This is a genomic window from Sedimentitalea arenosa, assembly GCF_016428585.1.
GTDB classification, from domain to species: Bacteria; Pseudomonadota; Alphaproteobacteria; order Rhodobacterales; family Rhodobacteraceae; genus Sedimentitalea; species Sedimentitalea arenosa.
In genome coordinates, this window is record NZ_JAELVR010000006.1 from 50,520 (window position 1) to 75,408 (window position 24,889).

Consider the following 24,889-nt stretch of genomic DNA (forward strand, 5'->3'; position numbering starts at 1 on the left):
GTCCTCCTCTGACGGTCTCCAAGACCATAGCTAAAAGAGAGCCGGAAGGAAATTTTTTTGAAAAAGTTTTTCATTTTTTGTAGGAAAAGAAATTATATTTGCAATCAATAGTTTGCTTTTTTCATTGGATGGAATTTGATTTCATGTTAAAAATTCCCTGTGCCCGAAACCACCACGGAACCCCGCCCGATGCCCCCAACCATTCGCCGCAAGGGCCGACCGAAAGCTTTCGACAGCAAGCAGTCGCAGAACACGATCCAGTCGCTTGACCGGGCGCTCGAAGTGCTCGAGGCGCTGGCGACCGGCAGCGGGCTGACCCTGACCGAGGTCGCCGAAACGCTCGATCAATCCCCCGCGACCATGTATCGGGTCCTCTCCACGCTGGAAGCGCGCGATTTCGCCGAGATCGACGCGGCCACCCAGACCTGGCATGTCGGCGCGGCGGCCTTTCGGCTGGGCTCGGCCTTTCTCAGGCGCAGCAGCGTCGTCGAGCGCAGCCGCCCCGCGATGCGCGACCTGATGGAAGCCACCGGCGAAACGTCGAATCTCGGCATCCAGAAACAGGGCGACGTGATGTTCGTCGGTCAGGTCGAGACTCACGAAGCGATCCGCGCGTTCTTTCCGCCCGGCACCCTGTCACCGATGCACGCCTCCGGCATCGGCAAGGCACTGCTGAGCCAACTCGCCCCCGACGCATTCGACCGCTTCCTTTCCCGCCATCCCCTCACCCGCTTCACCGGCAAGACGGTCACGGATCCCGAGACTCTGCGTGCAGATCTCGCCGTTTCTCGGGCGCGCGGATTCGCCTTCGATGACGAAGAGAAAGCCATAGGGATGCGCTGCGTCGCCGCCACGATCGTCAACCTCTATGGCGAGGCGGTTGCGGGATTGTCGGTGTCTGGCCCCACCCAGCGGATGCCCGAAGACCAGATCGACCGGATCGGCCAACTGGTCAAGGACGCCGCAGACAAGGTGTCACGCGGGCTGGGCGCGCCCGGCGCATCTGCGGTCACCGATGTGGACAACCTGGAGCGGGTAGACGGAATCGAACCGACATAATCTGCTTGGAAGGCAGGAGCTTTACCATTAAGCTATACCCGCTCGGGTAGATCGCTGCATAGGTCATGCCGCAAGCGGCGTCAAGAACCAGTGCCGCTCCGATCGGGCCGAAATCACCTGTTTTACGCAGTCAACCGGTCGCCGCCGCGGTCATCGCGGCGAGAAAGCTCCTGACTTCCGCCTCGGTGTTGTAGTGGCTGATCGACACGCGCACGCAGGCCTCCAGCCCGAGCGGCCCCAGGATATTGCCGCAGTAATGGTCGTTCAGCCGGATATGCGTGCGCACCCCGTGGGCGTTCAGGAAGCGCACCAGCGCTTCGGGCTCCATCCGGTCGAGCGTCAAGGACACCACGCCCTCCCGCGCCGGGTTGTCGACGCCGGCGATGACGCTGACTCCGGGGATGTCCGCAAGACCCGCCTGGTTGCCCGTGCCATGCATCATCGCATCGATCAGGCGCTGCTCATGTGCATGGATCGCCGCAGCTGCCGCCTCGACCCGCTTGCGCGCATCGCCGCTGTCGGTGAACTGCGAGCCCAGCCAGTCGAAATACGCCACCACGTCGGAAAAGGTCGCATAGCTTCCGGCGTCGCGCGTACCCTGCTCCCAGTTGCTCGGCGCCCCGCCGATGACGGTTTCCTTCGGACAGGCGGTCAGGCGGTCCGAAGCCCAGCCAATGCCGTAGCCATGGCGCGAGAACAGCTTGTAGGGCGACACCGCGTACCCGTCGATGTCATAGGCGGCGATGTCGATCGCACCATGACTTGCATGCTGGATGCCGTCGACCACGATGAAACAGTCGGGGGCCCGCTCGCGGATCGCGCGGATGATCGGCACGATGTCCACCCCGATGCCGGTCACCGGCGAGGTCTGCACGATGGTGGCGACCCGCAAATCGGACGTGATATGCGGCAGATAGGCATCCAGTCCGACCGTCCCGCTGGCGTCGTCATGGTGCGCTAGCAGGTGCGGGCGCCCCGTCACCTCGGCCCACCGCGCCATCGCACTGCGCGAGGCGGGATGTTCGAGCGTACTGCCCAGCATCGTACCGCCCTCCGCCGCGCCCAGGGCCGCGGTGCGCACGAGACGGAACAAAACCTCGGTGCCGCTCTCGCCCACGAACACCTGCCCCTCGGGCGCATTGAACAGCAGACGCGCGTCGGCCTTGCCCTTGGCGATTGCCGCCATCAAGGCGCGCGACGCGGGATTGTCCCGCCCCTGGTTGTCGGGATAGCCAGCGAAGTCGGCCGAGGTCTGCACAACCGACTTGAGCGTCAGCGCGCCTCCGGCGTTCTCGAAAAAGATGCGCGGCCCGGTAAAGGGGCAGGCTTCGACATGGGCAAAGCGGTCTCGGACCTGGTCGATCAGGCCGGGGCGGTCGGTCAACATGGTTTGGGCAGTCCTTGCAGGGCGCGGGCGCGCGACGGGTCAGTCGCGCACCAGCTTTTCATAGGATTGGGCGATCTCGCGGGTCAGCGCGCCGACCTCGAAATTGTAGTCGCCGATCTGGCCCACAGGCGTGACCTCTGCCGCCGTGCCGGTCAGCCAGCACTGCTCGAACCCTTCCAGTTCCTCGGGCATGATGTGGCGCTCGTGCACCTTGACCTGGCGCTCCTTCAGCATCCCGATCACGGTCTGCCGGGTGATCCCGTTGAGGAAACAATCCGGGTCGGGCGTGTGCACTTCGCCGTCCTTGACGAAGAAAATGTTCGCCCCGGTCGCCTCGGCCACGTAGCCGCGATAATCGAACATCATCGCGTCGCTGCAGCCTTTGGCTTCGGCCGCATGTTTGGACATGGTGCAGATCATGTAGAGTCCCGCCGCCTTGGCATGGGACGGGATGGTCTCGGGGCTCGGCCGCTTCCACTTGGAGATGTCGAGCTTGGCGCCCTTCATCTTGGCGTCACCGTAATAGGCGCCCCATTCCCAGGCCGCGATCGCCATCCGCACCGGGTTGCGTGCCGAGGCGACGCCCATGTCCTCGCCCGCGCCGCGCCACGCGACGGCACGCACATAGGCGTCCTTGAGCCCGCTTGCAGCCAAAACCTCGGCCTTGGCGGCCTCGATTTCGTCGACGGTATAGGGGATCTCGAAATCGATCATCTGGGCAGACCGGCGCAGCCGCTCGGAATGTTCGCGCGACTTGAAGATCTTGCCGTTATAGGCGCGCTCACCCTCGAAGACCGAGCTGGCATAGTGCATCGCATGGGTCAGGATGTGCACGTTGGCATCCCGCCATTCGATCATCTTGCCATCCATCCAGATCTGGCCGTCGCGGTCGTCATACCTAGACATCTCTCATCCTCCGAGGTCCTGCGGTTTTCATTTGTTGCGCGATTATGTCCGAACCGGTCATTTAATTGCGCCGAAACTGCGATTCGATACCGCTTCACTCTTGGAATGTCAACAAGGCTGACATATGCTGTTCGAAATCAGGGATGAGGCAAGCATGTCCGAAGGGCGCATGACGCAAGGCAACATGGGCGAAAGCCTTCTGTTTCTGACAGACGAACAGCTTCGGCAGGGGATCGAGGCGATGTTTTTCGCCTATCGCGGTTTCACCGCCGATCCCGACCGCATCCTGGCCGACCTCGCCTATGGGCGCGCGCATCACCGGGCGATCCATTTCATCAACCGCGCGCCGGGCACCACCGTCAACAATCTTCTGGCGATCCTCGGCGTCACCAAGCAGTCGCTGAACCGGGTGCTGCGGACGCTGATCGCCGACGGGCTGGTGGAAAGCCGCGTCGGCACCAGCGACAAGCGCGAGCGTCATCTCTACCTGACGGATGCCGGCCGCGCCCTGGAAAGCCAGCTGAGCGACGCCCAGAGGGCACGAATGCGCGCGGCCTATCGCGATGCCGGGCCCGAGGCCGTTGCCGGATTCAAACAGGTGCTCGAGGCGATGATGGACAACGATATGCGCCGCGCCTATGTCAGATTGCGGGACGGATCATGACACAGGAAATGGACGCTCACCTTCTGATCGTCGACGACGACGAACGCATCCGGGACCTTCTGAAGAAATTCCTCGTGCGCCAGGGATTTCTCGTCACGGCCGCGCGCGATGCGGCACATGCCCGCAGGGTTCTGTCGGGGCTCGATTTCGACCTGATCGTGATGGACGTGATGATGCCGGGCGAGGATGGCGTCAGCCTGACCCGCAGCCTGCGCGAGACGCAGTCCACCCCGATCCTGCTGCTGACGGCACGCGGCGAGACCGAACACCGGATTGCCGGGCTCGAGGCCGGGGCGGACGACTACCTCGCCAAGCCGTTCGAACCCAAGGAACTTCTACTCAGGATCAACGCGATTCTGCGCCGGATGCCCGAGACCCCCGCCGCCGAGACCGCGCCGAAGATCCTGCATCTCGGCGCAATCCGCTATGACATCGAACGCGGCGAGATGTGGCAGGGCGAGGAACGGGTGCGCCTGACCGCGACCGAAAGCCAGCTGATGAAGATCTTCGCGGCCTGTCCGGGCGAACCGGTCAGCCGCAACAAGCTGGTGGAGGATTTGGGCCGCGACCGCGACCAGGCGCAGGAACGAGCGGTCGACGTGCAGATCACCCGCCTCAGGCGCAAGATCGAGGCCGACCCGAAACAGCCCCGCTACCTTCAGACGGTGCGCGGCGCCGGATACATGCTGGCGCCGGATTGACCCGGCGGCCGGGGCGTGGTCGCCTGTGGCCTGAACACGCTTGAACAGACCGAGAGGGGACAGTGATGAAGACAGCCTTGATCAGCCATGCCGAATGCTTGGGCCATGTCACCCCGGACGGCCACCCCGAACGTGTCGCGCGGCTCGAACACTTGCTCAACGCATTGGAGCCGCTGGACCTGAACAGGGTGTCTGCCCCGATGGCGGCCGAAGATGACATTCTGCGCATTCACCCGGCCTCCTATCTCGCCGGGCTCAGGGCCGCCGCACCGACTGACGGGTTGCGTGCCGTCGATGGCGACACCTGGCTGTCGCCCGGTTCGCTCGACGCGGCCTTCCGGGGCGCCGGTGCCGCCGTCCGGGCGGTCGACATGGTGCTGGGCGGCGACGCGCCCAACGCCTTCGCCGCCGTGCGCCCGCCGGGCCATCATGCCGAGACCGATACCGCGATGGGGTTCTGCCTGTTCGGCAATGCGGCGCTGGCCGCGAAACACGCGCTTGACCATCACGGCCTCAGCCGCGTCGCGGTGGTCGATTTCGACGTCCATCACGGCAACGGCACCCAGGATATCCTGTGGGAGGAACGCCGCACGCTTTTCATAAGCAGCCAGCAGATCCCGCTGTTTCCTGGCACCGGGCAGGCGCACGAGACCGGGGCCTTCGACAATGTCGTCAACATCCCGCTGCCGCCGGGATCGGACGGGTCGCACATGCGCCGCGAATGGGAAACCCACGCCTTTCCGCGCCTGCGCGCCTTCAAACCAGAACTGATCGTGATCTCGGCCGGATTCGACGCCCATGCAGATGACCCGCTCGCCAATCTCGAATGGCAGGTCGAGGATTTCGCCTGGATCACCGCCGAGCTGTGCAAGCTGGCCGACGAACTGTGCGAGGGTCGGGTGGTCTCGACTCTGGAAGGCGGCTATGATCTGAACGCCCTGTCCGCGTCGGCGCGGGCGCATGTGCAGGAATTGATGAAGGCCGCCAGATGACCGACACCCCCGTTTCCGAGATGAGTTTCGAACAGGCGATGAAGGAGCTGGATTCGGTGGTCGACCGGCTCGAACGCGGTGACGTGTCCCTGAACGAGTCGATCGCGCTCTATGAACGCGGGGCGGCGCTGAAGAAGCGCTGCGAGGACGAGTTGAAGCGCGCCGAGGAAAAGGTCGCCGCGATCACGCTGGACGGCGACGGCAACCCGACCGGAACGACCCCCGTCGACGGGCTCTAAGTGTTCACGACACAGCTGACGGAGGCTGCGCAACGGATCGAAGCGCAGTTCGCGACGGTCCTTGCGGGGCTGGAGCAGGTGCCCATCGTGCAGGGCATGGGTTATGCCACCGAGGGCGGCAAGCGGCTGCGCGGCTTCCTCGTTCTGGAAAGCGCGCGTCTGCACGGCATCGGCCCCGACCGGGCGATCTGGCCTGCTTCCGCGATCGAAGCGTTGCACGCCTATTCGCTGGTGCATGACGACTTGCCCTGCATGGACGATGACGACCTGCGGCGCGGCCGCCCCACGGTGCATGTGAAATGGGATGACGGCACCGCCGTGCTGGTCGGTGACGCGCTGCACAGCCTGGCCTTCGAACTGGTCGCGCGGCCCGAGACCGGCCCCGCTCCGGTGCGCGCCGATCTCGCGCTCAGCCTCGCACAGGCGGCCGGGGCGCGGGGCATGGTGCTGGGGCAGGCGCTCGACATGGCGGCCGAAACCGCCGATGCGCCGCTGACGCTCGCGCAGATCACGGCGCTGCAGGCCGGCAAGACCGGCGCGCTGATCGAATGGGCCGCCTGCGCCGGAGCCCGCCTCGCCGAGGCAGATACGACCCCGCTCAGCCGCTATGCGCAGGCACTCGGCCTTGCCTTTCAGATCGCCGACGACATCTTGGATGTGGAGGGCGACGCAACGAAAGCCGGCAAACGCCTGCAGAAAGATGCCGAGGCGGGCAAGGCGACCTTCGTGTCGCTGCTGGGTCTTGCGGCGGCAAAGCGGCGCGCGTCGGAGCTGGTGGAACAAGCTTGCGCCGCGCTCGATCCCTACGGCACCGGGGCGGAAACCTTGCGCGAGGCCGCCCAGTTCGTTATTGCGCGCGACAACTGACCGGACCGACCGACCCGGACCGAACGGAGGCGATGATGCCCGACAGACCGCAGACGCCACTGCTCGACCAGGTGACCCGCCCGGCGGACCTGAAGCGGCTGAGCGACACACAGCTCACCCAACTGGCGGGCGAATTGCGCTCGGAAACCATCTCTGCCGTCTCCGTCACCGGCGGGCATCTCGGCGCCGGCCTGGGCGTGGTCGAACTGACCGTGGCACTGCACGCGGTGTTCGATACGCCGCGCGACAAGCTGGTCTGGGACGTCGGACACCAGTGCTATCCGCACAAGATCCTGACCGAGCGCCGCGACCGTATCCGCACCCTGCGTATGAAGGACGGGCTCAGCGGCTTCACCAAGCGCAGCGAGTCGCCCTATGACCCGTTCGGCGCGGCCCATTCCAGCACCTCGATCAGCGCCGCCCTCGGCTTTGCCGTCGCGCGCGATCTGGGCGGCGTGACGCCCGAGGGGCTGGGCGACGCCATCGCCGTCATCGGCGACGGCGCGATGAGCGCGGGCATGGCCTATGAGGCGATGAACAATGCCGGCCACCTCAGGAAACGCCTGATCGTCATCCTGAACGACAACGAGATGAGCATCGCGCAGCCGGTTGGGGCCATGTCTTCCTACTTGTCCCGCCTGTATGCAGAGGAGCCCTTCCAGGACTTCAAGGCCGCCGCCAAGGGCGCGGTCTCGTTGCTGCCTGAACCGTTCCGCGAAGGCGCGCGGCGCGCCAAGGACATGCTCAAGGGCATGGCGGTGGGGGGCACGCTCTTCGAACAGCTGGGCTTTTCCTATGTCGGCCCGATCGACGGGCATGACATGTCCCAGCTTCTGCCGGTCCTGCGCACCGTCAAGGCCCGGGCGACGGGTCCGATCCTGATTCACGTCCTGACCAAGAAGGGCAAGGGATACGGACCCGCCGAGGAGGCCCGCGACAAGGGCCATGCCACGGCCAAGTTCAACGTCGTGACCGGCGAGCAGAAAAAGGCGCCCAGCAACGCGCCCAGCTACACCAGTGTCTTCGGCAAGACCCTGACCCAGCTCGCGGCCAAGGACGACAAGATCGTCGCCGTCACCGCCGCAATGCCTGACGGGACCGGGCTGAACCTCTTTGCCGAACGCTTCCCCAGCCGCTGTTTCGACGTCGGGATCGCCGAGCAGCACGGCGTGACCTTTTCCGCCGCCCTCGCCGCCGGCGGGATGAAGCCCTTCTGCACGATGTATTCGACCTTCCTGCAACGCGGTTATGATCAGGTGGTGCATGACGTGGCGATCCAGCGCCTGCCGGTCCGCTTCGCGATCGACCGGGCAGGGCTGGTCGGCGCCGACGGCGCGACCCACGCCGGCGCCTTCGATATCGCCTATCTCGCCAACCTGCCGGGCTTCACCGTGATGGCGGCGGCGGACGAGGCCGAACTGGTGCACATGGTCGCGACGGCGGCCGCGCATGACGCGGGTCCCATCGCCTTCCGCTATCCCCGCGGCGAAGGTGTCGGCGTGGAACTGCCCGAAACCCCTGACGTGCTGGACATCGGCAAGGGCCGGATGATCCAGCAGGGCAAGCGCGTCGCGCTGCTGTCCTTCGGCACCCGTCTCGCGCAGGTCCAGAAGGCCGCCGAAGCGCTCGCCGCCAAGGGCATCACGCCCACCATCGCCGACGCGCGCTTCGCCAAACCGCTCGACCGCGACCTGATCCTCGGTCTCGCCCGCGATCACGAGGCGCTGATCACCATCGAGGAAGGCGCCATCGGCGGCTTCGGCAGCCATGTCGCGCAACTGCTGGCCGACGAGGGCGTATTCGACACGGGCCTCAAGTTCCGCTCGATGGTCCTGCCCGACACCTTCATCGACCAGGCCAGCCCCGACGACATGTACGCCGTCGCCGGCATGAACGCCGAGCAGATCGAGGCCAAGGTGCTCGCGGTCTTGGGAATTGCGTCGATCGGAGAAAAACGCGCCTGATGCCGGTTCCCGACTACGAAACCCTGATGCGCCCGGTTCTGAAAGCCTTCGATGAGGGCGCCCAGAATGTGGCAGAGATTCTACCCAAGCTCATCGAAGAGTTCGATATTGCTCCGAACGAGGCCGAAGAACTGATCCTGAGCGGGCGGGTCACGGTGCTCAACAGCCGTGCCCATTGGGCTCGCACCTACTTGTCGAAGGCTGGTTTATTGACGTCTCCAAAGCGCAACCATCACCAAATCACCGAGTTTGGACGGAAGATGCTGCAAATCAATCCAAGCCGCATCGACAACAAGGTGTGGCGCAAGTGGATAGTTTTCAGGACTGGAAAGATGCCTCGCGACGACCCGAGGGGTATAACAGTCAAAGGTTACCCGTATCGCTTCCGGTCGCCTCCGACGACAGCGAAACACCGGATATCCGTGCCGAAACCGCCTTCCGCGAGATCGAAAGCGCGCTGGTAGGAGAGGTGATCGAAGCGGTTCTGTCCCTTTCACCGGCCCGCTTCGAGAAACTCGTCGTCGACTTGCTCCTTGCGATGGGCTACGGCGGCGGCGATCTGGAGCGGGGCCTGCAGACCAGCCTGACCGGCGACGGCGGCATCGACGGCATCTTCAACGAAGACGAACTGGGGCTGGATGCGGTCTATGTTCAGGCCAAGCGCTACGCGGCGGACAACAAGGTCGGACGGCCCGCGCTCAACGCCTTCGTCGGGTCCCTGACCGGAGAGGGGGCCACCAAGGGCGTTTTCGTCACGACATCCGATTTCTCGAGGGACGCGATGGAATATGTCGCGCGGGTGCAGCAGCGGATCGTGCTCATCAACGGCGACCGGCTCGCCCGCCTGATGATCAAGCACGAGGTCGGTGTCAGGCCGCGCAAGACCTATGTCCTGCGCTCGGTGGACGAGGACTATTTCTCCGACACCTGATCCGGGGCCTCCACCATCGCCGCCAAACCTTCACGATAGGTCGGATAGCGCAGCGTCACGCCCAGTTCCGACTTGATCCGATCGTTGCGCACCCGCTTGGTCTCGGCATAGAAACTGCGTGCCATCGGCGTCATCTCGGCGTCGTCATAGGCCACCGCCGGCGGGTTCGGCAGGCCCAGAAGCGCCGCGGCATGGGCGATCACGTCCTGCGGCGGCGCCGGGTCGTCATCGCACAGGTTGTAGACGGCACCGGGGTTCGGCCGCACGATCGACGCCGCCAGCACCTGCGCGATGTCCTCGACATGGATGCGCGAGAACACCTGTCCCTCCTTGATGATCCGCCGCGCCGTGCCGGCCCGCACCTTCGAAAACGGCCCGCGCCCGGGCCCGTAGATCCCCGCCAGCCGGAAGATGTGCAGCGGCAGGTCCGGAACCGAGGCCCAAGCCTCCTCGGCGGCCTTGCGCCACTGCCCGCGCCGCGTCGACGGCACGAGCTCGGACTGTTCATCGACCCAGCCACCGTCACGGTCGCCATAGACGCCGGTGGTCGAAAGATACCCGACCCACTTCAGACGCGGCGCCGCCGCCGCGATCTCGTCGCGCAACACGGCCAGCACCGGGTCGCCCGCCTCGGTCGGCCCGGTCGAGATCAGCAGATGCGTCGCCGCCGCGAGAGCCGCCGCCACGCGGTCCGACCCACCCTGCGAGGGAAAGACCAGCGCCTCCGCACCGTGCGCCGCGACCTCCGAAAGCTTGTCGCGCGACCGCGTGGTGCCGATTACCCGCCAACCCTGCGGGATCAGCCGGCTGGCCAGCGCGCGGGCGGAATACCCGTGCCCAAAGGAAAGCAGCGTGTCGCTCATGCCTCCTAATTCCCCAATCGCGACGGTGAATACAAGCCCGCGCGTCCCGATATGACCACAACACGCAGTTGAACGAATCTCCGAATGGGCCTTTGATGATGACATGACCAGCAAGACGCCCGATCTCGAAACCGCCTATGCGCTCCGGACGCCGGAGGAGTCTCGGCGGCTCTATGCCGAGTGGGCCGGCAATTACGACAGCAGCTTCGCCGCACGCGAGGACTACCAGCTGCACATCCACACCGCCCGCGCCTTCGTCGCGGCGGGCGGACAGGGACCGGTCCTGGATGTCGGCGCCGGCACCGGGCTCTGCGGCGCCGTGCTCTCCGATCTCGGAGTCGGCCCGATCGACGCGACCGACATCAGCGCCGAAATGCTCGACCAGGCGATGCGCAAGGACATCTACCGCGACGCGATCGCCGCGGATCTCACCGTCGGGGTACCCGCACCGGCCGGCAGCTATTCCGGCATCGTCTCATCGGGCACGTTCACCACCGGACATGTCGGGCCCGACGCGCTCGACGAACTCCTGCGCCTCGCCCGCCACGGCGCGCAATTCGCCCTGTCGATCAACGCGCAGCACTTCCAGGCCGCCGGTTTCGCCGACAAGTTCGACAGTCTCCGCGCCCGAAACATCCAGTCCTTCACCCTGAAGGAAACACGGATCTACGGAGACCTCGCCGCCGGTCCGCACAAGGACGACATCGCCCTGATCGCCCTCTTCGAAAAGACCTGATCTTCATCTTCGCGGAAATACTCCGGGGGAGTCCGCCGCGGGCGGACGGGGGCAGCGCCCCCACACCCGATCAGCGCCCCTTCCAGACCGGATCGCGCTTCTCGGCGAAGGCCCGCGCACCCTCCAGCTGGTCTTCCGAGGCATAGAGCGTATCGACACTGGCCAGTTGCCGCCGCGTGATCCGGTTCATCGCGTCCTGGAACTTCGAGTCCTCCGCATCGCGCACGATTTCCTTGATCGCGGCATAAACCAGCGGCGGGCCGCTCGCCAGAACTTCCGCCAAGGCGCGTGCGCGCTCCATCAGGCGCGCGGCCGGAACGATCTCGTTCACCAGCCCCCACCGATGCGCCTCCTCCGCATCGAACCAGCGCCCGGTCAGCAGCAATTCCATCGCTACATGGTAGGGAATCCGCTTGGGCAGTTTCACGCTGGCCGCGTCCGCCACCGTGCCCGACCGGATCTCGGGAAGCGCGAAGGTGGCGTGATCCGCCGCCAGGATCATGTCGGCGCTCAGCGCCAGCTCCAGGCCACCGCCACAGGCAATGCCGTTGACCGCCGCGATCACCGGCTTGTTCATGCCGCGCAGCTCCTGCAGGCCGCCGAAGCCTCCGACCCCGTAGTCGCCATCCACGGCATCGCCGTCCGCCGCCGCCTTCAGATCCCATCCGGGGCAAAAGAATTTCTCGCCCGCCCCTGTCAGGATCGCCACCCGCAGGTCCGGGTCATCGCGAAAATCTCGAAATGCGTCGCCCATGATCCGGCTGGTCACCAGGTCGATCGCGTTGGCCTTGGGCCGGTCCAGCGTCACGGTCAGGATCGCGCCGTCGCGCTCGGTTTTCACGGGTGTCATGCTCTGGCCTTTCGTATCAATGCGTCCACCGCAACCGCCCGGTCGGGCGTGCAGATCAACGGGTTGATCTCAACTTCGCCAACAGTGTCGGCATTTGCAATCACATAGGACTGAACCGCGTCGACCGCGCGGCAGATCGCGTCGATATCCGCACCCGGGCGCCCCCGGTATCCACGCAGGAGCGGCGCGCAGTTCAGTCGCGCCAGCGCCGCCCTGACCGCCTCGGGGCCACTCGGCACCAGCAGCGACACGGTATCGCGCAAAAGCTCGGTCAAGACGCCGCCGGCACCCAGCGTCAACACGTAGCCATGCGCCGGATCACGGACCACGCCCACCAGCAGCTCCGCCACCCCGTCCGTCACCATCTCCTCGATCAAAACCCGCGCGGTCCCGGCCGCCTCCGCCGCCACCGGCACCTCCTCGGGCGCAAGCCCCAGACGGACTCCGCCGCTGTCGGACTTGTGCGCCATCCCCACGCCCTTGAGCGCCAGCGGTCCCGATAGCGTCCGCGCCAGACGCAACAGATCGTCGGCAACCGTCCCCTCGCGGCAGGCCGGCACGCAGAGCCCATGCGCCGCCAGCTCTGCCTTGGCCTCGGACTCGCTCAGCAGCGCATCCGCCGCCGCCCGTCCGGCCAACAGGACCGGCGGCTGCGGCGGCGAAACCGGGCGGGACACGGCAGAGATCGCCGCGACGGCCTCGCTCAACCCCGCCATTGGCACCACGCCCCGCTCCAGCAGAGCCACCGCCGTCGCTTCGGGCATCAGCTCGGGCAATGTCGAAACGACGGCAATGGGTCGCCCGGTGCGCTCGCGAACCGCGACCGCGGCCTCGGTGGCACAGGACCAGTCGCTCGCATCCGTATGGGGATAATCCACGATACTCAGGGTCAGGTCGACTTGCGGTCCGGTCATCGCCGACCAGGCCTGCGTCATCGCCTCGGTGTCGCGCCAGATATAGGTGTGGTAGTCCAGCGGGTTCGAGCGCGCGACCATCGGCCCGAGCGCCTGCGCCAGATCGGCCTCCTGCGTCTCGGTCAAGGGGGGCAGCTCCAGACCGTTCACCGCCGCCGTGTCGGCGAAAAGGCTCGCCTCGCCCCCGGAGCAGCTGATCGACGCGACCCGGCGCGACGGCAGCCTTCCGACGCAATGCAACAACTTCAACGCCTCGAGGAACTCGACCACCCCATCCACCCGGGCGATCCCCAACCGATCGAGGAAGGCCGCGGCCCCCGCGTCGCTGCCGGCGAGTGACGCCGTGTGCGACACCGTCGCCCGCTGCGCCTGTTCGGAGCGCCCCACCTTCAACGCGACCAACGGAATGCCCCGCGCGCGTGCCACTTCGGCCAGGCTTTCCCAGCCGCGCAGGTCACCGAACCCCTCGACATGCAGCCCGATGGCCGTGATCCGACCGTCCTCCAACAGGGCCCGCGCAAGCTCCGCCTGGCTGGTCTGGGCCATGTTGCCGCAAGTCACCATCATCGCGATGGGAACCCCGCGCCTTTGCATGGTCAGGTTGATCGCGATGTTGGACGATTGGGTCAGGATCGCGACGCCCCGCTCCAGCGGCACCATGCCGTGCTGGTCGGGCCAGATCGCCACCTGGTCGAGCGCGTTGACGAAGCCATAGCAGTTCGGCCCCAACAGCGGCATCTGGCCCGCCGCCGACACCAGCGCCGCCTGCAGCTCCGCCCCGTCGCGATCCTCCGCCACGGCCTCGGTGAAACCCGAGGCGAAGCACACCGCGCCGCCCGCGTTCAATCCCGCCAGCGCCGCCACCGCCGAGACACTGGCATGGCGGTTGATCCCGACAAAGGCCGCGTCGATCGGACCGGGCCAGTCCTCCAGCCGCCGCAGTGCCTGCTGGCCGGCGATCACCTTGCCCTCCGGATGCACCGCGAAGATCTCGCCCCGATAGCCGATCCGCCGCGCCGCGCCCATGATCCCGGCGCACCAGGCGCCGCCCCCGATCACGGCGACCGTCCGCGCCGACAGCAACCGGGCGAACCGCCCGGCTCCGTCCCGGTCCGGCGTCCCGCCGCCGGAGGCATCGCGCATCGCGCGATCCCCACCGCCCGCCATCATGCGCCCAGAGGCCGAAGGAGGTCGCGGCTGATGATGTGGCGCTGGATTTCGCTGGTGCCGTCCCAGATCCGCTCGACCCGCGCATCGCGCCAGAACCGCTCCAGCGGAAAGTCGTCCATCAGCCCCATGCCGCCATGGATCTGGATCGCCGCATCCGTGACCCGCGCCAGCATCTCGGACGCGTAGAGTTTGGCCGAAGCGATTTCGCGGTTCGCGGGCAACCCCTTGTCCAGCCGGTCGGCGGCGGCCAGCGTCAGGAGGTCGGCAGCGTCGATCTCGGTGATCATGTCCGCGATCTGGAAGCTCACGCCCTGGAACTTGCCGATCTTCTGGCCGAACTGCTCTCGCTCCGCCGCATAGCTCAGCGCATGATCGAATACCCTGCGCGCCCGCCCCACCGACATGGCGGCGACGGTGATCCGCGTGGCGTAGAGCCAGGTGTTCATTACCTCGAACCCGCCATCGACCTCGCCCAGAACCTGTGCGTCGGGCAGGCGACAATCGTCGAAGTCGAGGATCATGTTCTTGTAGCCACGGTGACTGACCGACTTGTATCCATCGCGAATGGTGAAACCCGGCGTGCCCCGGTCGACCAGGAAGGCGGTGATCCGCTTCTTGGGGCCTTTCGGGGTCTGGTCCTCGCCGGTGGCGATGAAGACGATGACGAAATCGGCATGGTCGGCGCCCGAGATGAAGTGCTTGGTGCCGTTCACGACCCAATCGCCGCCGTCGCGTCGCGCCGTGCAGCTCATCCCCCGCACGTCCGATCCGGCGCCCGGTTCGGTCATCGCCAGCGCATCCATCCGCTCGCCCCGCACCGCGGGCATCAGGTAGCGTTCGACCTGCTCGCCCTCGCAGGCCATCAGGATGTTCTGTGGCCGTCCGAAGAAATGGTTGAGCGCCATCGACCCACGCCCGAGCTCGCGCTCGACCAGCGCGAATTCCAGGTGGTTCAGCCCCGCGCAGCCGACGCTTTCGGGAAAGTTGCAGGCATAGAACCCCAACTCCAGCGTCTTGCGCTTGATCCGTTCGGCGATCTCGTCCGGCACCTCTCCGCTGCGTTCCACCATCGCCTCGTGCGGATAGATCTCCTTCTCCACGAAGCTGCGCACGGTGGAGACGATCATCTCCTGCTCTTCAGTCAACCCGTATTGCACTGCCGTTCCGTCCCTTTTTTCCTGCCCAGCCGGTCAGCTGGCATAGTCCGATTTCTCGTGGTCGAGGATCGCCTTCAGCTCGGCCAGATGCCTCTCGCCCTGTTCCGGATAGTCTTCGAGTTCGCGCGCGGTCTTCTCGGCGATCTCGTCGGGCAGTACCCGCAATTCCCGGCCGGTCTGCAGCGCTCGGATATAGGTCTCGGCCGCCCGCTCGAAGAAATAGAGCCGGTTGAAGGTGTCCGCGACCGAGTCGCCGATCACCATGACGCCGTGATTGCCCATGATCAGCACCTTCTTCTTCGGATCGGTCAGCAGCGCGGCGCAACGTTCGCCCTCTTCCTCGAAGGCCAGTCCGCCATAGCTGTCGTCGATCACGTAGCGGTTGAAGAAGGTCGCGCAGTTCTGGTCGATCGGCGGCAACCGGCTGTCCGCAAGCGAGGCCAGCACCGTGGCGTGAATCGAATGCACATGCATCGCGCAGCGTGCATGCGGGCAATGCCGGTGAATGCCGCCATGCAGCCCCCAGGCGGTCGGGTCGGGCGCATCCGGGCCCGTCAGCGCGTCCGGGTCGTTGGCGTCCAGTTCCAGCAATTCGCTGGCCTTGATCCGGCTGAAATGGACCTGGTTGCGGTTCATCAGGAACCGGGTTCCTTCCTCGTTCACGGCCAATGAGAAATGGTTCGACACGGCTTCGTGCAGGTTCAGCCGGGCGGTCCAGCGAAACGCGGCGGCCAGATCGACGCGTTCCTGCCAGTGATCCATGTTCGGGCGCAACTCGGTGACGGGCATGATCTCCTCCTTTGATCTGGCCGGACTGTGCCTGCCCGTCCGGCGCATTGCGAACGAAAAAATCGGCCCTTTGCCATTAGAAGGACTTATGGCAGGCTGATGCACATGCATGCTCCGATGCCCCCTCTCGGCTGGCTGCGCACCTTCGAGGCCGCCGCCCGCCACCTGTCCTTCACCGGGGCGGCCCGCGATCTGAACATGACCCAGAGCGCGGTCAGCCAGCAGATCAAGTCGCTGGAATCCTTCCTTGGCCGCGCGCTGTTCCACCGCCGCCCGCGGGCGCTGGAACTGACCGAAACCGGCATCACCTACCTGCCCGTGGTGCGCGAGGCGTTCCGCACCCTGGCACGCGGCACCCGCGCGGTGACCGGTACCGATCAGGACGTGGTGCAGGTGCAATCCAACCTCAGCTTCGCGGTCTACTGGCTCGCCCCGCGCCTGCCCCGGTTCCGCGCCAGCCATCCCGAGGTGCAGCTGAATATCTCGACCGAACTGTGGGAGCCGCGCGACATGGCCGAGGGCGTCGATGTCGAAATCCGCTTCTCGCTGCGCCCGGCCGACACGGTGCGCGCCGAACTGCTGCACAACGACCGCTACTACCCGGTCTGCGCGCCCGGCTACCCTGTGGCGCTGTCCGACCTCGCGATGCAGCCGCTCTATGACTGCTCGAACCTCTTGTGCAACTGGTCCGCCTGGGCCGAAGACCAGGCCCTGCCCTGGCCCGACCCGCCGGTGACCTATGCCACCACCTTCACCGTTTCGCTCGCGGTGGCGCAGGCGGGCGGAGGGCTTGCCCTGGCGCATGACGCCATCGCCTCGGGCCTGATCGCGAAGGACTTGTTGGTCGCGCCGTTCTCGCACCGCGCCCCGATGCAGGAGGCCTATTACCTGATCCTGTCGCCCCAGGCCGAGTATTCCCCCGGCACCGTCGCCTTCGCCGCCTGGCTACGGGCGGAAATGGCCGCCGATCACAACGGGCGGCTGGGCACCCAGGCATAGCCGTTGTCGCACAGGATATAACATTCGCGCAGACCATGCGGCTTGTCACTCGGAGCCTGAAGGACCGTTCCACCGGCGGTTTCGGCCCGCTGCGCGGCGGCGTCCGGGTCGGTGTCGTAGAGCCTGATCTCGATCCCGGCACCGCGCGGGGGCGTCTCGGGCAAGAGTCCCAGCAGCGGGTTGGAATGATAGGTGGCGTCGGAATGGATCTGGAAGACCTGCCCGCCATAGGTGACGACGGCGAAATCCGCGGAAACCTGGTGCGCGCACATCCCGAACACCGCCCCAAGAAAGGCGCATTGCGCCGGCACGTCCCGCACCAGCAGGTTCAGCCCGATTCCGCTCAGGCTCTTTCCGAACGCCTCGGCCCCTACGGTTTCGTAATCCATGTCGGCAGCTTCCGGGAAATCTCCGCCCCTGGCAAGTCCGCGCGCGCGGCAGGGGTTGCACCCGCCCCGCCATTCAGGACAATTGGACCATGACGCAGACCTCATTTCCCAGCTGGCCCGACGTGGCCGCCGACCTGATCGCCACCGCCGCCGGCCGTGCGCCCGCCGACACCGTCATCCGCGGCGGCAAATGGGTCAACGTGCACAGCCGCGAGGTTCTGGACGGGCATGACATCGCCATCACCGCCGGCCGCATCGCCTGCGTGGTGCCCGATGCCACCTATTGCACCGGGCCGGACACGCAGGTGATCGAGGCCAACGGGCGCTACATGATCCCCGGTCTGTGTGACGCGCATATGCATATCGAAAGCGGCATGCTGACCCCGGCGGAATTCGCCCGCGCGGTCACCCCGCACGGCACCACCAGCATGTTCACCGACCCGCACGAAATCGCCAACGTGCTGGGGCTTGCCGGCGTGCGGATGATGCATGACGAGGCGCTGATGCAGCCGGTCAACATCTTCACCCAGATGCCCTCCTGCGCGCCCTCTGCCCCGGGGCTGGAAACCACCGGCCACGAGATCACGCCCGACGACGTGGCCGAAGCGATGACCTGGCCCGGCATCATCGGGCTGGGCGAGATGATGAACTTTCCCGGCGTCGCGGCAGCCGACCCCAAGATGCTGGCCGAAATCGCGGCGACGCAGGCGGCGGGCAAGACCGTCGGCGGCCACTACGCCAGCCCCGATCTCGGCCCCGCCTTCGCCGCCTATGTTGCGGGCGGGCCGGCGGACGATCACGAAGGCACCGGCGAGGCCGACGCCATCGCCCGCGTGCGGCAAGGCATGCGCGCGATGATGCGGCTTGGCAGCGCGTGGTATGACGTGGAAAAGCAGATCACCGCGATCACCGAAAAGGGGCTGGACCCGCGCAACTTCATCCTCTGCACGGACGATTGCCATTCCGGCACACTGGTCAATGACGGCCATATGAACCGGGTGCTGCGTCACGCCATCGCCTGCGGTTGCGACCCGCTTGTGGCGTTGCAAATGGCCACGATCAACACCGCCACCCATTTCGGGCTGGAGCGCGAGATCGGTTCGCTCGCCCCGGGGCGGCGGGCGGACGTGATCCTGACCTCCGACCTCGTGACCCTGCCGATCGAGCTGGTAATCGCGCGCGGACGGATCGTGGCCGAAAATGGCGTCAGTCTCGCCGAGTTCCCGCACTACGACTGGCCCGACACCGCGCGCAACACCGTCCACCTGGGCCACGCGCTGACGCCTGATGATTTCGAGATCAAGGCCCCCGACGGCGCCAACACCGCCCGCGCCAACATCATCGGCGTGGTCGAGAACCAGGCCCCGACCAAGGCGCTCAAGGCCGATCTGCCGGTGCGTGACGGTCTGGTCGATGGCACCGGCGACATCTGCCAGATCGCGCTGGTGGAACGCCACCGCGCCACCGGTGGCGTCACGAACGCCTTCGTGTCGGGCTTTGGTTACCAGGGCAGGATGGCGATGGCCTCGACCGTCGCCCATGACAGTCACCACATGATCGTCGTGGGCACCGACCGCGCGCAGATGGCGCTTGCGGCGAACCGGCTGGCCGAGGTCGGCGGCGGCATCACGATCTTCCGCGACGGGCAGGAACTGGCCCTGGTCGAACTGCCCATCGCCGGGCTGATGTCGGATTCCCCCGCGTCCGACGTGGCTCAGGCTGCCGAGCGGATGATGCAGGCGATGCGGGACTGCGGCTGCAGCCTCAACAACGCCTACATGCAGCATTCGCTGCTGGCGCTGGTGGTGATCCCCGAATTGCGGATCTCGGACAAGGGGCTGGTCGACGTGCGCAGCTTTGAACCGATCCCGGTGCTGGAGTCCTGAAAATGCAGAAGCTCCTCACCCCGGACACACCGCCCCCGGCGCAGTTCACAGATGCCGCGCAGGCGGTGGCGCACCTGGAAAAGCTCTATGGCGAAGCCACCGGCTTTCTCTGCGAGCAGTTCAAGACCGCGATGAAATCCGGCGCACCCGGTCACCGCATCCGCGCCTTCTATCCCGAGATTCGCCTCACCACGATGAGCTATGCGCAGGTGGACACGCGGCTCAGCTTCGGCCATGTCGCGGCCCCCGGCACCTATGCCACCACCGTCACCCGACCCGACCTGTTCCGCGCCTACCTGACCCAGCAGATCGGGCTGCTGATCCGCAATCACGGCGTGCCGGTGACCATCGGGCCCTCGGACACGCCGATCCCGGTGCATTTCGCCGTCGCGCTCGACCCGACCCTGACGGTGCCGCAGGAGGGCGCCGCCGATTTCACCCTGCGCGACGTGTTCGACGTGCCGGATCTGACGACGACGAACGACGACATCGTCAACGGCACCTATGTGCCGCAGAACGGCACCGGCGCGCTCGCGCTCTTCACCGCGCAACGGGTGGACTACTCGCTGGCCCGCCTGTCGCATTATACCGCGACCGATGCCGAGCATTTCCAGAACCACGTTCTGTTCACCAACTACCAGTTCTACGTCGCCGAATTCGAGGCCTATGCCCGCGCGCAACTGGGCGACGCGAACAGTGGGTATGTCAGCTTCGTCAGCACCGGCAATGTCGAAATCACCGATCCCGAGACCCCGATAGAGCCGCCGCTGAAATTGCCGCAGATGCCGACCTATCACCTGAAACGGGCCGACGGCTCGGGCATCACGCTGGTCAACATCGGGGTCGGCCCCTCCAATGCCAAGACCGCGACCGACCATATCGCCGTGCTGCGTCCGCATGCCTGGCTGATGGTCGGCCATTGCGCCGGGCTGAGGAACACCCAGGCGCTGGGCGATTTCGTTCTGGCGCATGGCTACCTGCGCGAAGATCACGTTCTGGATGACGACCTGCCGGTCTGGACCCCGATCCCGGCGCTGGCCGAAATCCAGATCGCGCTGGAACAGGCCGTCGCCTCGGTCTCGCAACTGCAGGGCTATGACCTCAAGCGGATCATGCGCACCGGCACCGTCGCCACCATCGACAATCGCAACTGGGAGCTGCGCGACCAGTCCGGTCCGGTTCAGCGGCTCAGCCAGTCCCGCGCCATCGCGCTGGACATGGAAAGCGCCACCATCGCCGCCAACGGCTATCGCTTCCGCGTGCCTTACGGCACCCTGCTCTGCGTGTCCGACAAGCCGCTGCATGGCGAGTTGAAGCTGCCGGGCATGGCGTCGGACTTCTATACGACCCAGGTCGCCCGCCACCTGAACATCGGCATCCGTGCGATGGAGAGCCTGCGCAACATGCCGCTGGAGCGTCTCCACAGCCGCAAACTGCGCTCCTTCGACGAAACCGCGTTTCTTTGAGGTTTCAGGCCATCTTCGCCCGACCCGCCGAAGAGCCGACGCGGACTGCCCACCAACTCACACGCCTTACGCAAGGTCATCTGCCGCGGCGTCCGGCGGCGCTTGACACATAGGCAGGTCGCACCATCTATCGCGCGGCTGCGAGTCAGCGGGTAGTGTAGCAAGTGGAGTGATGGGATGCCTCGCGTCTCTCGTACAGCGGCAATTCTGGTCGGCGGAGTCGTCGCCATCGAAGCCTTCCTGGGCGGCATGATCGTGCAGCGTGAATTGATTGGCAAACCCGCACCCGATCCCGGGTTGGCTGCAGACCCATCGCCAGATCTGGACGTGCTGGAGAACCTGCGCAGCGATCTGGACGCCGCCCGCCGGGACGTCGCGGAGCTCGAAACCGAGGTCGCCGCGCTGCGGGCGCAGGTGACGCAGGGCTTCGTGCGCGATCTGAGCGTGACCATATCGGAAAGCCAGACCGCTTATCCCCTGGTGGAGCCAAAGCTGATGATCAGCGTCACCGCCCTGCACGGCGGGCCGGTCCTCGCGCATTTCGGCACCCGGACCCATCATTTCGTGGTCGGACAACGCGTCGATTTCCGCGTCAAGGACTGCTACTGCTACCTTCTGCTCCGCGAAAGCGTGCGTGACAGGGCCGTGTTCAACTTCGGCTGCGAGCGCACCGATCCAGACAGCACGGCGCTTGAAATCACCCCCGCGGACACCGCACCCGTCGGCGATCGGGCGCGCCGCGCGGCGGGGGGTCCGGCCCGCCAGATCGGCCCGATCTGACGAGCCGGCCTCGGCCGGAGCGCGCCAAGGGGGCCATATCCGCGGATTTCGGGCGAAAAACAGCGAAAAACCCAAGATTTGGGCTTGCCAGCTTCCACTATTCGTTGTGTTCCTACACTACATACCGTTAAGTATGCGGATTGAGGCCCAATAAATCGGGCAGACGAAGGAGACCGATAACAATGTCAAAGCCAATGACCAAGACCCAGCTCGTCGCTGCACTGGCCGAGGAAATGGGAACCGACAAGAAGACCGCCGGCACGGCGCTCGATGCCATCACCGGCCTGATCACCCGCGAAGTCGCCGCCGGCGGTGCCGTGACCCTTCCGGGTGTCGGCAAGATCTACTGCCGGGAACGCCCCGAGCGCATGGTGCGCAACCCGGCGACCGGAGAGCAGTTCAAGAAGGACGCCGACAAGGTGGTCAAGATGACCATCGCCAAGGCGCTGAAGGACAGCGTGAACGGCTGATCGCGCCGCGACGGGACGATGCAAGGGCCGCCTTTCGGTGGCCCTTTTGCATTCCGGGGCGGTCTGCGAACCGGCTGGCGTGCCGGGGCTCTGCCCCGGACCCCGGAGTATTTGACCGAAGATGAAAAACAGCCTTGCCGCGCTTGCGCTTGCCGGTGATTTCGGAAACGGTCGCGGCGCGGCAGCTCGGAGACCGGTTTGGACACGCGTGCGATTTTCATGGGGCTGGCCTTCGCGCTGATGTGGTCCTCGGCCTTCACCTCGGCGCGGATCATCGTCGCCGATGCCTCGCCGCTCTTCTCTCTGGCGCTGCGCTTCCTGGTCTCGGGTCTTCTGGGTGTCGCCATCGCGCGGGTCATGGGGCAGTCCTGGCATCTGACCCGGCGCCAATGGTATGCGACGATCCTGTTCGGGATCTGCCAGAACGCGCTCTACCTGGGTCTCAACTTCGTCGCCATGCAGACGGTCGAGGCCAGCGTCGCCGCCATCGTCGCCTCGACCATGCCGCTGCTCGTCGCCATCGCCAGCTGGCTTCTGCTGGGCGAGCGAATGACGCCGCTGGGAATCGCGGGTCTTGTCGCCGGGCTCGCCGGGGTCGCGCTGATCATGGGCTCGCGGATCAGTGCGGGAGTCGACCTCTACGGTCTTGCGCTCTGCGCGCTTGGCGTCTTGGCGCTGACCTTCGCCACGCTCGCGGTGCGCGGCGCCACTTCGGGCGGCAATTTCATGATGATCGTGGGGCTGCAGATGCTGGTCGGCTCGGCACTGCTGTTCGTCGCGGCGCCGATCTTCGAGACCATCCGCGTCGATCCCAGCCTGCCCCTGGCGCTGGCGTTCGCCTATACCACGCTGGTGCCGGGCCTGATCGCGACGCTTGTATGGGTCATGCTGCTCGACCGGATCGGGGCGACTCGCGCCGCGACCTTCCACTTTCTCAACCCGGTGTTCGGCGTGGCCATCGCGTGGTTGCTGCTGGGCGAGCGGCTCGGACTGCTGGATGCGATCGGCGTCGCCGTCGTCACCCTGGGCATCCTGGCGGTGCAGCTCGCCCGCCAGCCCGCACCACGAAAACCCTAGCCATGCACGCCTAGTTCAAAAGCGCCTCGATCCGTTCGGTGACGCGCCGGGACTCGGGGCGCACCGCCGAGCCCCAGGTGGCCACGACCGCTCCGTCCGGCCCCAGCAGCACCTTGTTGAAGTTCCAGCTCGGCTCGAACCCGGTCTCCTGCTTCACCGCCTTGTAGAACGGGTGCGCCGCAGAGCCCTTGACGTGGCTGATATCGGTCATCGGGATGTCGAGGCCGTAGTTCAACTCGCAGAATTCCTTTACCTCCTCGGCGCTGCCCAGCTCCTGGTTGAAATCGTCCGATGGCACTGCCAGCACCACCAGCCCACGGTCGCGATAGCGATCATAGACCGCCTGAAGCCCCTCGTATTGCCCGGTGAAACCGCATTGCGAGGCGGTGTTCACCACCAGCACCGGCTGACCGCGCCATTGCTCGATCGACAGGGTGCCGCCATCGATCGACGGGAAGGTGCCGCCGACTTCCTTGGCCAGACCGGCCTGCGCCAGCGTCGCGAAGACAAGTGCCAGAACAAGTTTCTTCATGTCGTCCTCCTGTATCTGTCTGTAATACGCGCCGAACGCCGATGCGGATCAGGCACACGACCCTGCGACGGTGTTGAAATATTGCTTTGATTTCTCGCGTGGCATCCCATCTTCTGCACCAGACACCAAGCGGAGGATCACGATGACACGCTACACCAAGGACCCCGACCGCATCAAAGCGCTCTCTCCCGAGGAATACCGCGTCACCCAGCAGAACGGCACCGAACGCCCCGGCACCGGCGCGCTGCTGAACAACAGGGAACCCGGGATCTATGTCGATATCGTCTCGGGCGAACCGCTTTTCGCCTCGGCGGACAAGTACGAAAGCGGCTGCGGCTGGCCCAGCTTCACCAAGCCGATCGAACCCGCCCATGTCACCGAACTGCGCGACGCCAGCCTCGGCATGATCCGCACCGAGGTGCGCAGCGCCCATGGCGACAGCCATCTCGGCCATGTCTTTCCCGACGGGCCGCGCGACCGCGGCGGCCTGCGCTATTGCATCAACTCGGCCTCCCTGCGCTTCGTGCATCGCGACGACATGGAGGCCGAAGGATACGGCGAGTATCTGGACCAAGTGGAGGACGTGGCATGAGCAGTGAACGCGCAGTTCTGGCAGGCGGATGTTTCTGGGGCATGCAGGACCTGATCCGCAAGAAACCCGGCGTGCTGAAGACTCGCGTCGGCTATACCGGCGGCGATGTGCCCAACGCCACCTACCGCAACCACGGCACCCATGCCGAGGGGATCGAGATCCTGTTCGACCCCGACCGCATCAGCTATCGCGAATTGCTCGAGTTCTTCTTCCAGATCCACGACCCGACCACGCTGAACCGGCAGGGCAATGACCGCGGGCTCAGCTATCGCTCGGCGATCTACTACGTGGACGAGGCGCAGAAAGAGACCGCGCTCGATACCATCGCCGATGTCGAGGCCTCGGGGCTCTGGCCCGGCAAGGTCGTGACCGAGCTTGAACCGGTGGGCGATTTCTGGGAGGCGGAGCCCGAACACCAGGATTACCTCGAACGCATCCCCAACGGCTATACCTGCCACTTCGCGCGGCCAGACTGGGTGCTGCCCCGGCGCAACGCGGCGGAATAGGCG

Annotated in this window: 26 protein-coding genes, 1 tRNA gene and 1 pseudogene; 18 read left to right on the plus strand and 10 right to left on the minus strand. The window is 65.9% G+C overall.

What is annotated here, in order from left to right:
• The first annotated feature begins 189 nt into the window (after positions 1-189).
• Entirely contained in the window at positions 190-1,059 is an 870-nt protein-coding gene (gene bhcR / locus JF290_RS09865) for an HTH-type transcriptional regulator BhcR (protein WP_199024696.1), read from the plus strand.
• On the opposite strand, the gene JF290_RS09870 is transcribed toward bhcR, so the two are convergent.
• From JF290_RS09870 to JF290_RS09880, 3 genes are all read right to left on the minus strand, one after another.
• Positions 1,028-1,101, minus strand: a tRNA-Gly gene (locus JF290_RS09870). The genes bhcR and JF290_RS09870 overlap by 32 nt on opposite strands.
• Positions 1,102-1,189: 88 nt before the next feature.
• Positions 1,190-2,446: an aminotransferase class V-fold PLP-dependent enzyme gene (locus JF290_RS09875; protein ID WP_199024697.1), complete on the minus strand. Its 1,257-nt coding sequence runs from the start codon at positions 2,444-2,446 to the stop codon at positions 1,190-1,192.
• 39 nt (positions 2,447-2,485) lie between these two features.
• Entirely contained in the window at positions 2,486-3,352 is an 867-nt protein-coding gene (locus JF290_RS09880) for a branched-chain amino acid aminotransferase (RefSeq protein WP_199024698.1), read from the minus strand.
• 154 nt (positions 3,353-3,506) lie between these two features.
• On the opposite strand from JF290_RS09880, the gene JF290_RS09885 reads away from it, so the two are divergent.
• From JF290_RS09885 to JF290_RS19735, 8 genes and pseudogenes are all read left to right on the plus strand, one after another.
• A complete protein-coding gene (locus JF290_RS09885) occupies positions 3,507-4,016 on the plus strand; it encodes a MarR family winged helix-turn-helix transcriptional regulator (RefSeq protein ID WP_199024898.1) in 510 nt (169 codons plus the stop codon).
• Positions 4,013-4,717: a response regulator gene (locus JF290_RS09890; RefSeq protein WP_199024699.1), complete on the plus strand. Its 705-nt coding sequence runs from the start codon at positions 4,013-4,015 to the stop codon at positions 4,715-4,717. The genes JF290_RS09885 and JF290_RS09890 overlap by 4 nt, the downstream gene beginning before the upstream one ends.
• 65 nt (positions 4,718-4,782) lie before the next feature.
• On the plus strand, positions 4,783-5,709 hold the full coding sequence (locus tag JF290_RS09895) for a histone deacetylase family protein (RefSeq protein WP_199024700.1): 927 nt from the start codon (positions 4,783-4,785) through the stop codon (positions 5,707-5,709).
• A complete protein-coding gene (locus JF290_RS09900; protein ID WP_199024701.1) occupies positions 5,706-5,948 on the plus strand; it encodes an exodeoxyribonuclease VII small subunit in 243 nt (80 codons plus the stop codon). Before JF290_RS09895 ends, JF290_RS09900 begins: the two co-directional genes overlap by 4 nt.
• Positions 5,949-5,984: 36 nt before the next feature.
• On the plus strand, positions 5,985-6,815 hold the full coding sequence (locus JF290_RS09905; RefSeq protein WP_425503953.1) for a polyprenyl synthetase family protein: 831 nt from the start codon (positions 5,985-5,987) through the stop codon (positions 6,813-6,815).
• Between the two features lie 35 nt (positions 6,816-6,850).
• Positions 6,851-8,779, plus strand: coding sequence for a 1-deoxy-D-xylulose-5-phosphate synthase (dxs, locus tag JF290_RS09910; RefSeq protein WP_199024703.1), 1,929 nt, complete (start codon positions 6,851-6,853; stop codon positions 8,777-8,779).
• A 26-nt stretch (positions 8,780-8,805) separates the two neighbouring features.
• Positions 8,806-9,033: pseudogene (locus tag JF290_RS19815) on the plus strand (winged helix-turn-helix domain-containing protein); the annotation flags it as partial.
• Positions 9,034-9,086: 53 nt separating this feature from the next.
• A complete protein-coding gene (locus JF290_RS19735; RefSeq protein ID WP_328701234.1) occupies positions 9,087-9,710 on the plus strand; it encodes a restriction endonuclease in 624 nt (207 codons plus the stop codon).
• Here JF290_RS19735 and JF290_RS09925 read toward each other — a convergent pair.
• Positions 9,692-10,573, minus strand: a complete 882-nt coding sequence (locus tag JF290_RS09925; RefSeq protein WP_199024705.1) for an SDR family oxidoreductase — start codon at positions 10,571-10,573, stop codon at positions 9,692-9,694. The two genes, JF290_RS19735 and JF290_RS09925, sit on opposite strands and share 19 nt — an antisense overlap.
• 103 nt (positions 10,574-10,676) lie before the next feature.
• Here JF290_RS09925 and JF290_RS09930 point away from each other — a divergent pair, with 103 nt between their 5' ends.
• The gene (locus JF290_RS09930) at positions 10,677-11,309 is read left to right on the plus strand and encodes a class I SAM-dependent DNA methyltransferase (RefSeq protein WP_199024706.1); all 633 of its coding nucleotides are present in this window, start codon (positions 10,677-10,679) and stop codon (positions 11,307-11,309) included.
• Between the two features lie 70 nt (positions 11,310-11,379).
• Here the strand turns inward: JF290_RS09930 and JF290_RS09935 are convergent, their stop codons facing one another.
• The 4 genes from JF290_RS09935 to JF290_RS09950 are packed head-to-tail and all read right to left on the minus strand — an operon-like array spanning position 11,380 to position 16,189.
• Positions 11,380-12,159 (minus strand): carnitinyl-CoA dehydratase, encoded by a 780-nt coding sequence (locus JF290_RS09935; RefSeq protein WP_199024707.1) that lies wholly within the window; start codon positions 12,157-12,159, stop codon positions 11,380-11,382.
• Entirely contained in the window at positions 12,156-14,216 is a 2,061-nt protein-coding gene (locus JF290_RS09940) for an acetate--CoA ligase family protein (RefSeq protein ID WP_199024708.1), read from the minus strand. The genes JF290_RS09935 and JF290_RS09940 overlap by 4 nt, the downstream gene beginning before the upstream one ends.
• A 23-nt stretch (positions 14,217-14,239) precedes the next feature.
• A complete protein-coding gene (locus tag JF290_RS09945; RefSeq protein WP_199024709.1) occupies positions 14,240-15,400 on the minus strand; it encodes an acyl-CoA dehydrogenase family protein in 1,161 nt (386 codons plus the stop codon).
• A gap of 33 nt (positions 15,401-15,433) precedes the next feature.
• A complete protein-coding gene (locus tag JF290_RS09950) occupies positions 15,434-16,189 on the minus strand; it encodes a class II aldolase and adducin N-terminal domain-containing protein (protein ID WP_199024710.1) in 756 nt (251 codons plus the stop codon).
• A 105-nt stretch (positions 16,190-16,294) separates the two neighbouring features.
• Between JF290_RS09950 and JF290_RS09955 the strand changes: the two genes are divergently transcribed.
• A complete protein-coding gene (locus JF290_RS09955; protein ID WP_199024711.1) occupies positions 16,295-17,188 on the plus strand; it encodes a LysR substrate-binding domain-containing protein in 894 nt (297 codons plus the stop codon).
• Here the strand turns inward: JF290_RS09955 and JF290_RS09960 are convergent.
• Entirely contained in the window at positions 17,158-17,577 is a 420-nt protein-coding gene (locus tag JF290_RS09960) for a VOC family protein (protein WP_199024712.1), read from the minus strand. The genes JF290_RS09955 and JF290_RS09960 overlap by 31 nt on opposite strands.
• Before the next feature lie 89 nt (positions 17,578-17,666).
• On the opposite strand from JF290_RS09960, the gene ade reads away from it, so the two are divergent.
• From ade to JF290_RS09985, 5 genes are all read left to right on the plus strand, one after another.
• A complete protein-coding gene (ade, locus tag JF290_RS09965; protein WP_199024713.1) occupies positions 17,667-19,463 on the plus strand; it encodes an adenine deaminase in 1,797 nt (598 codons plus the stop codon).
• A gap of 2 nt (positions 19,464-19,465) precedes the next feature.
• Entirely contained in the window at positions 19,466-20,929 is a 1,464-nt protein-coding gene (locus JF290_RS09970) for an AMP nucleosidase (RefSeq protein ID WP_199024714.1), read from the plus strand.
• A 177-nt stretch (positions 20,930-21,106) separates the two neighbouring features.
• Complete coding sequence (locus JF290_RS09975) at positions 21,107-21,709, plus strand: coiled-coil domain-containing protein (protein ID WP_199024715.1); 603 nt, start codon at positions 21,107-21,109, stop codon at positions 21,707-21,709.
• A gap of 182 nt (positions 21,710-21,891) precedes the next feature.
• Positions 21,892-22,179: an HU family DNA-binding protein gene (locus JF290_RS09980; RefSeq protein WP_199024716.1), complete on the plus strand. Its 288-nt coding sequence runs from the start codon at positions 21,892-21,894 to the stop codon at positions 22,177-22,179.
• A gap of 198 nt (positions 22,180-22,377) precedes the next feature.
• Positions 22,378-23,256, plus strand: a complete 879-nt coding sequence (locus JF290_RS09985; RefSeq protein ID WP_199024717.1) for a DMT family transporter — start codon at positions 22,378-22,380, stop codon at positions 23,254-23,256.
• Positions 23,257-23,266: 10 nt separating this feature from the next.
• Here the strand turns inward: JF290_RS09985 and JF290_RS09990 are convergent, their stop codons facing one another.
• Positions 23,267-23,788 (minus strand): glutathione peroxidase, encoded by a 522-nt coding sequence (locus JF290_RS09990; RefSeq protein ID WP_199024718.1) that lies wholly within the window; start codon positions 23,786-23,788, stop codon positions 23,267-23,269.
• Positions 23,789-23,930: 142 nt separating this feature from the next.
• Between JF290_RS09990 and msrB the strand changes: the two genes are divergently transcribed.
• Together msrB and msrA are read left to right on the plus strand one after the other, a co-directional pair.
• Positions 23,931-24,380: a peptide-methionine (R)-S-oxide reductase MsrB gene (msrB, locus tag JF290_RS09995; RefSeq protein WP_199024719.1), complete on the plus strand. Its 450-nt coding sequence runs from the start codon at positions 23,931-23,933 to the stop codon at positions 24,378-24,380.
• Positions 24,377-24,886, plus strand: coding sequence for a peptide-methionine (S)-S-oxide reductase MsrA (gene msrA, locus JF290_RS10000; protein WP_199024720.1), 510 nt, complete (start codon positions 24,377-24,379; stop codon positions 24,884-24,886). The genes msrB and msrA overlap by 4 nt, the downstream gene beginning before the upstream one ends.
• The last annotated feature ends 3 nt before the right edge of the window (positions 24,887-24,889 follow it).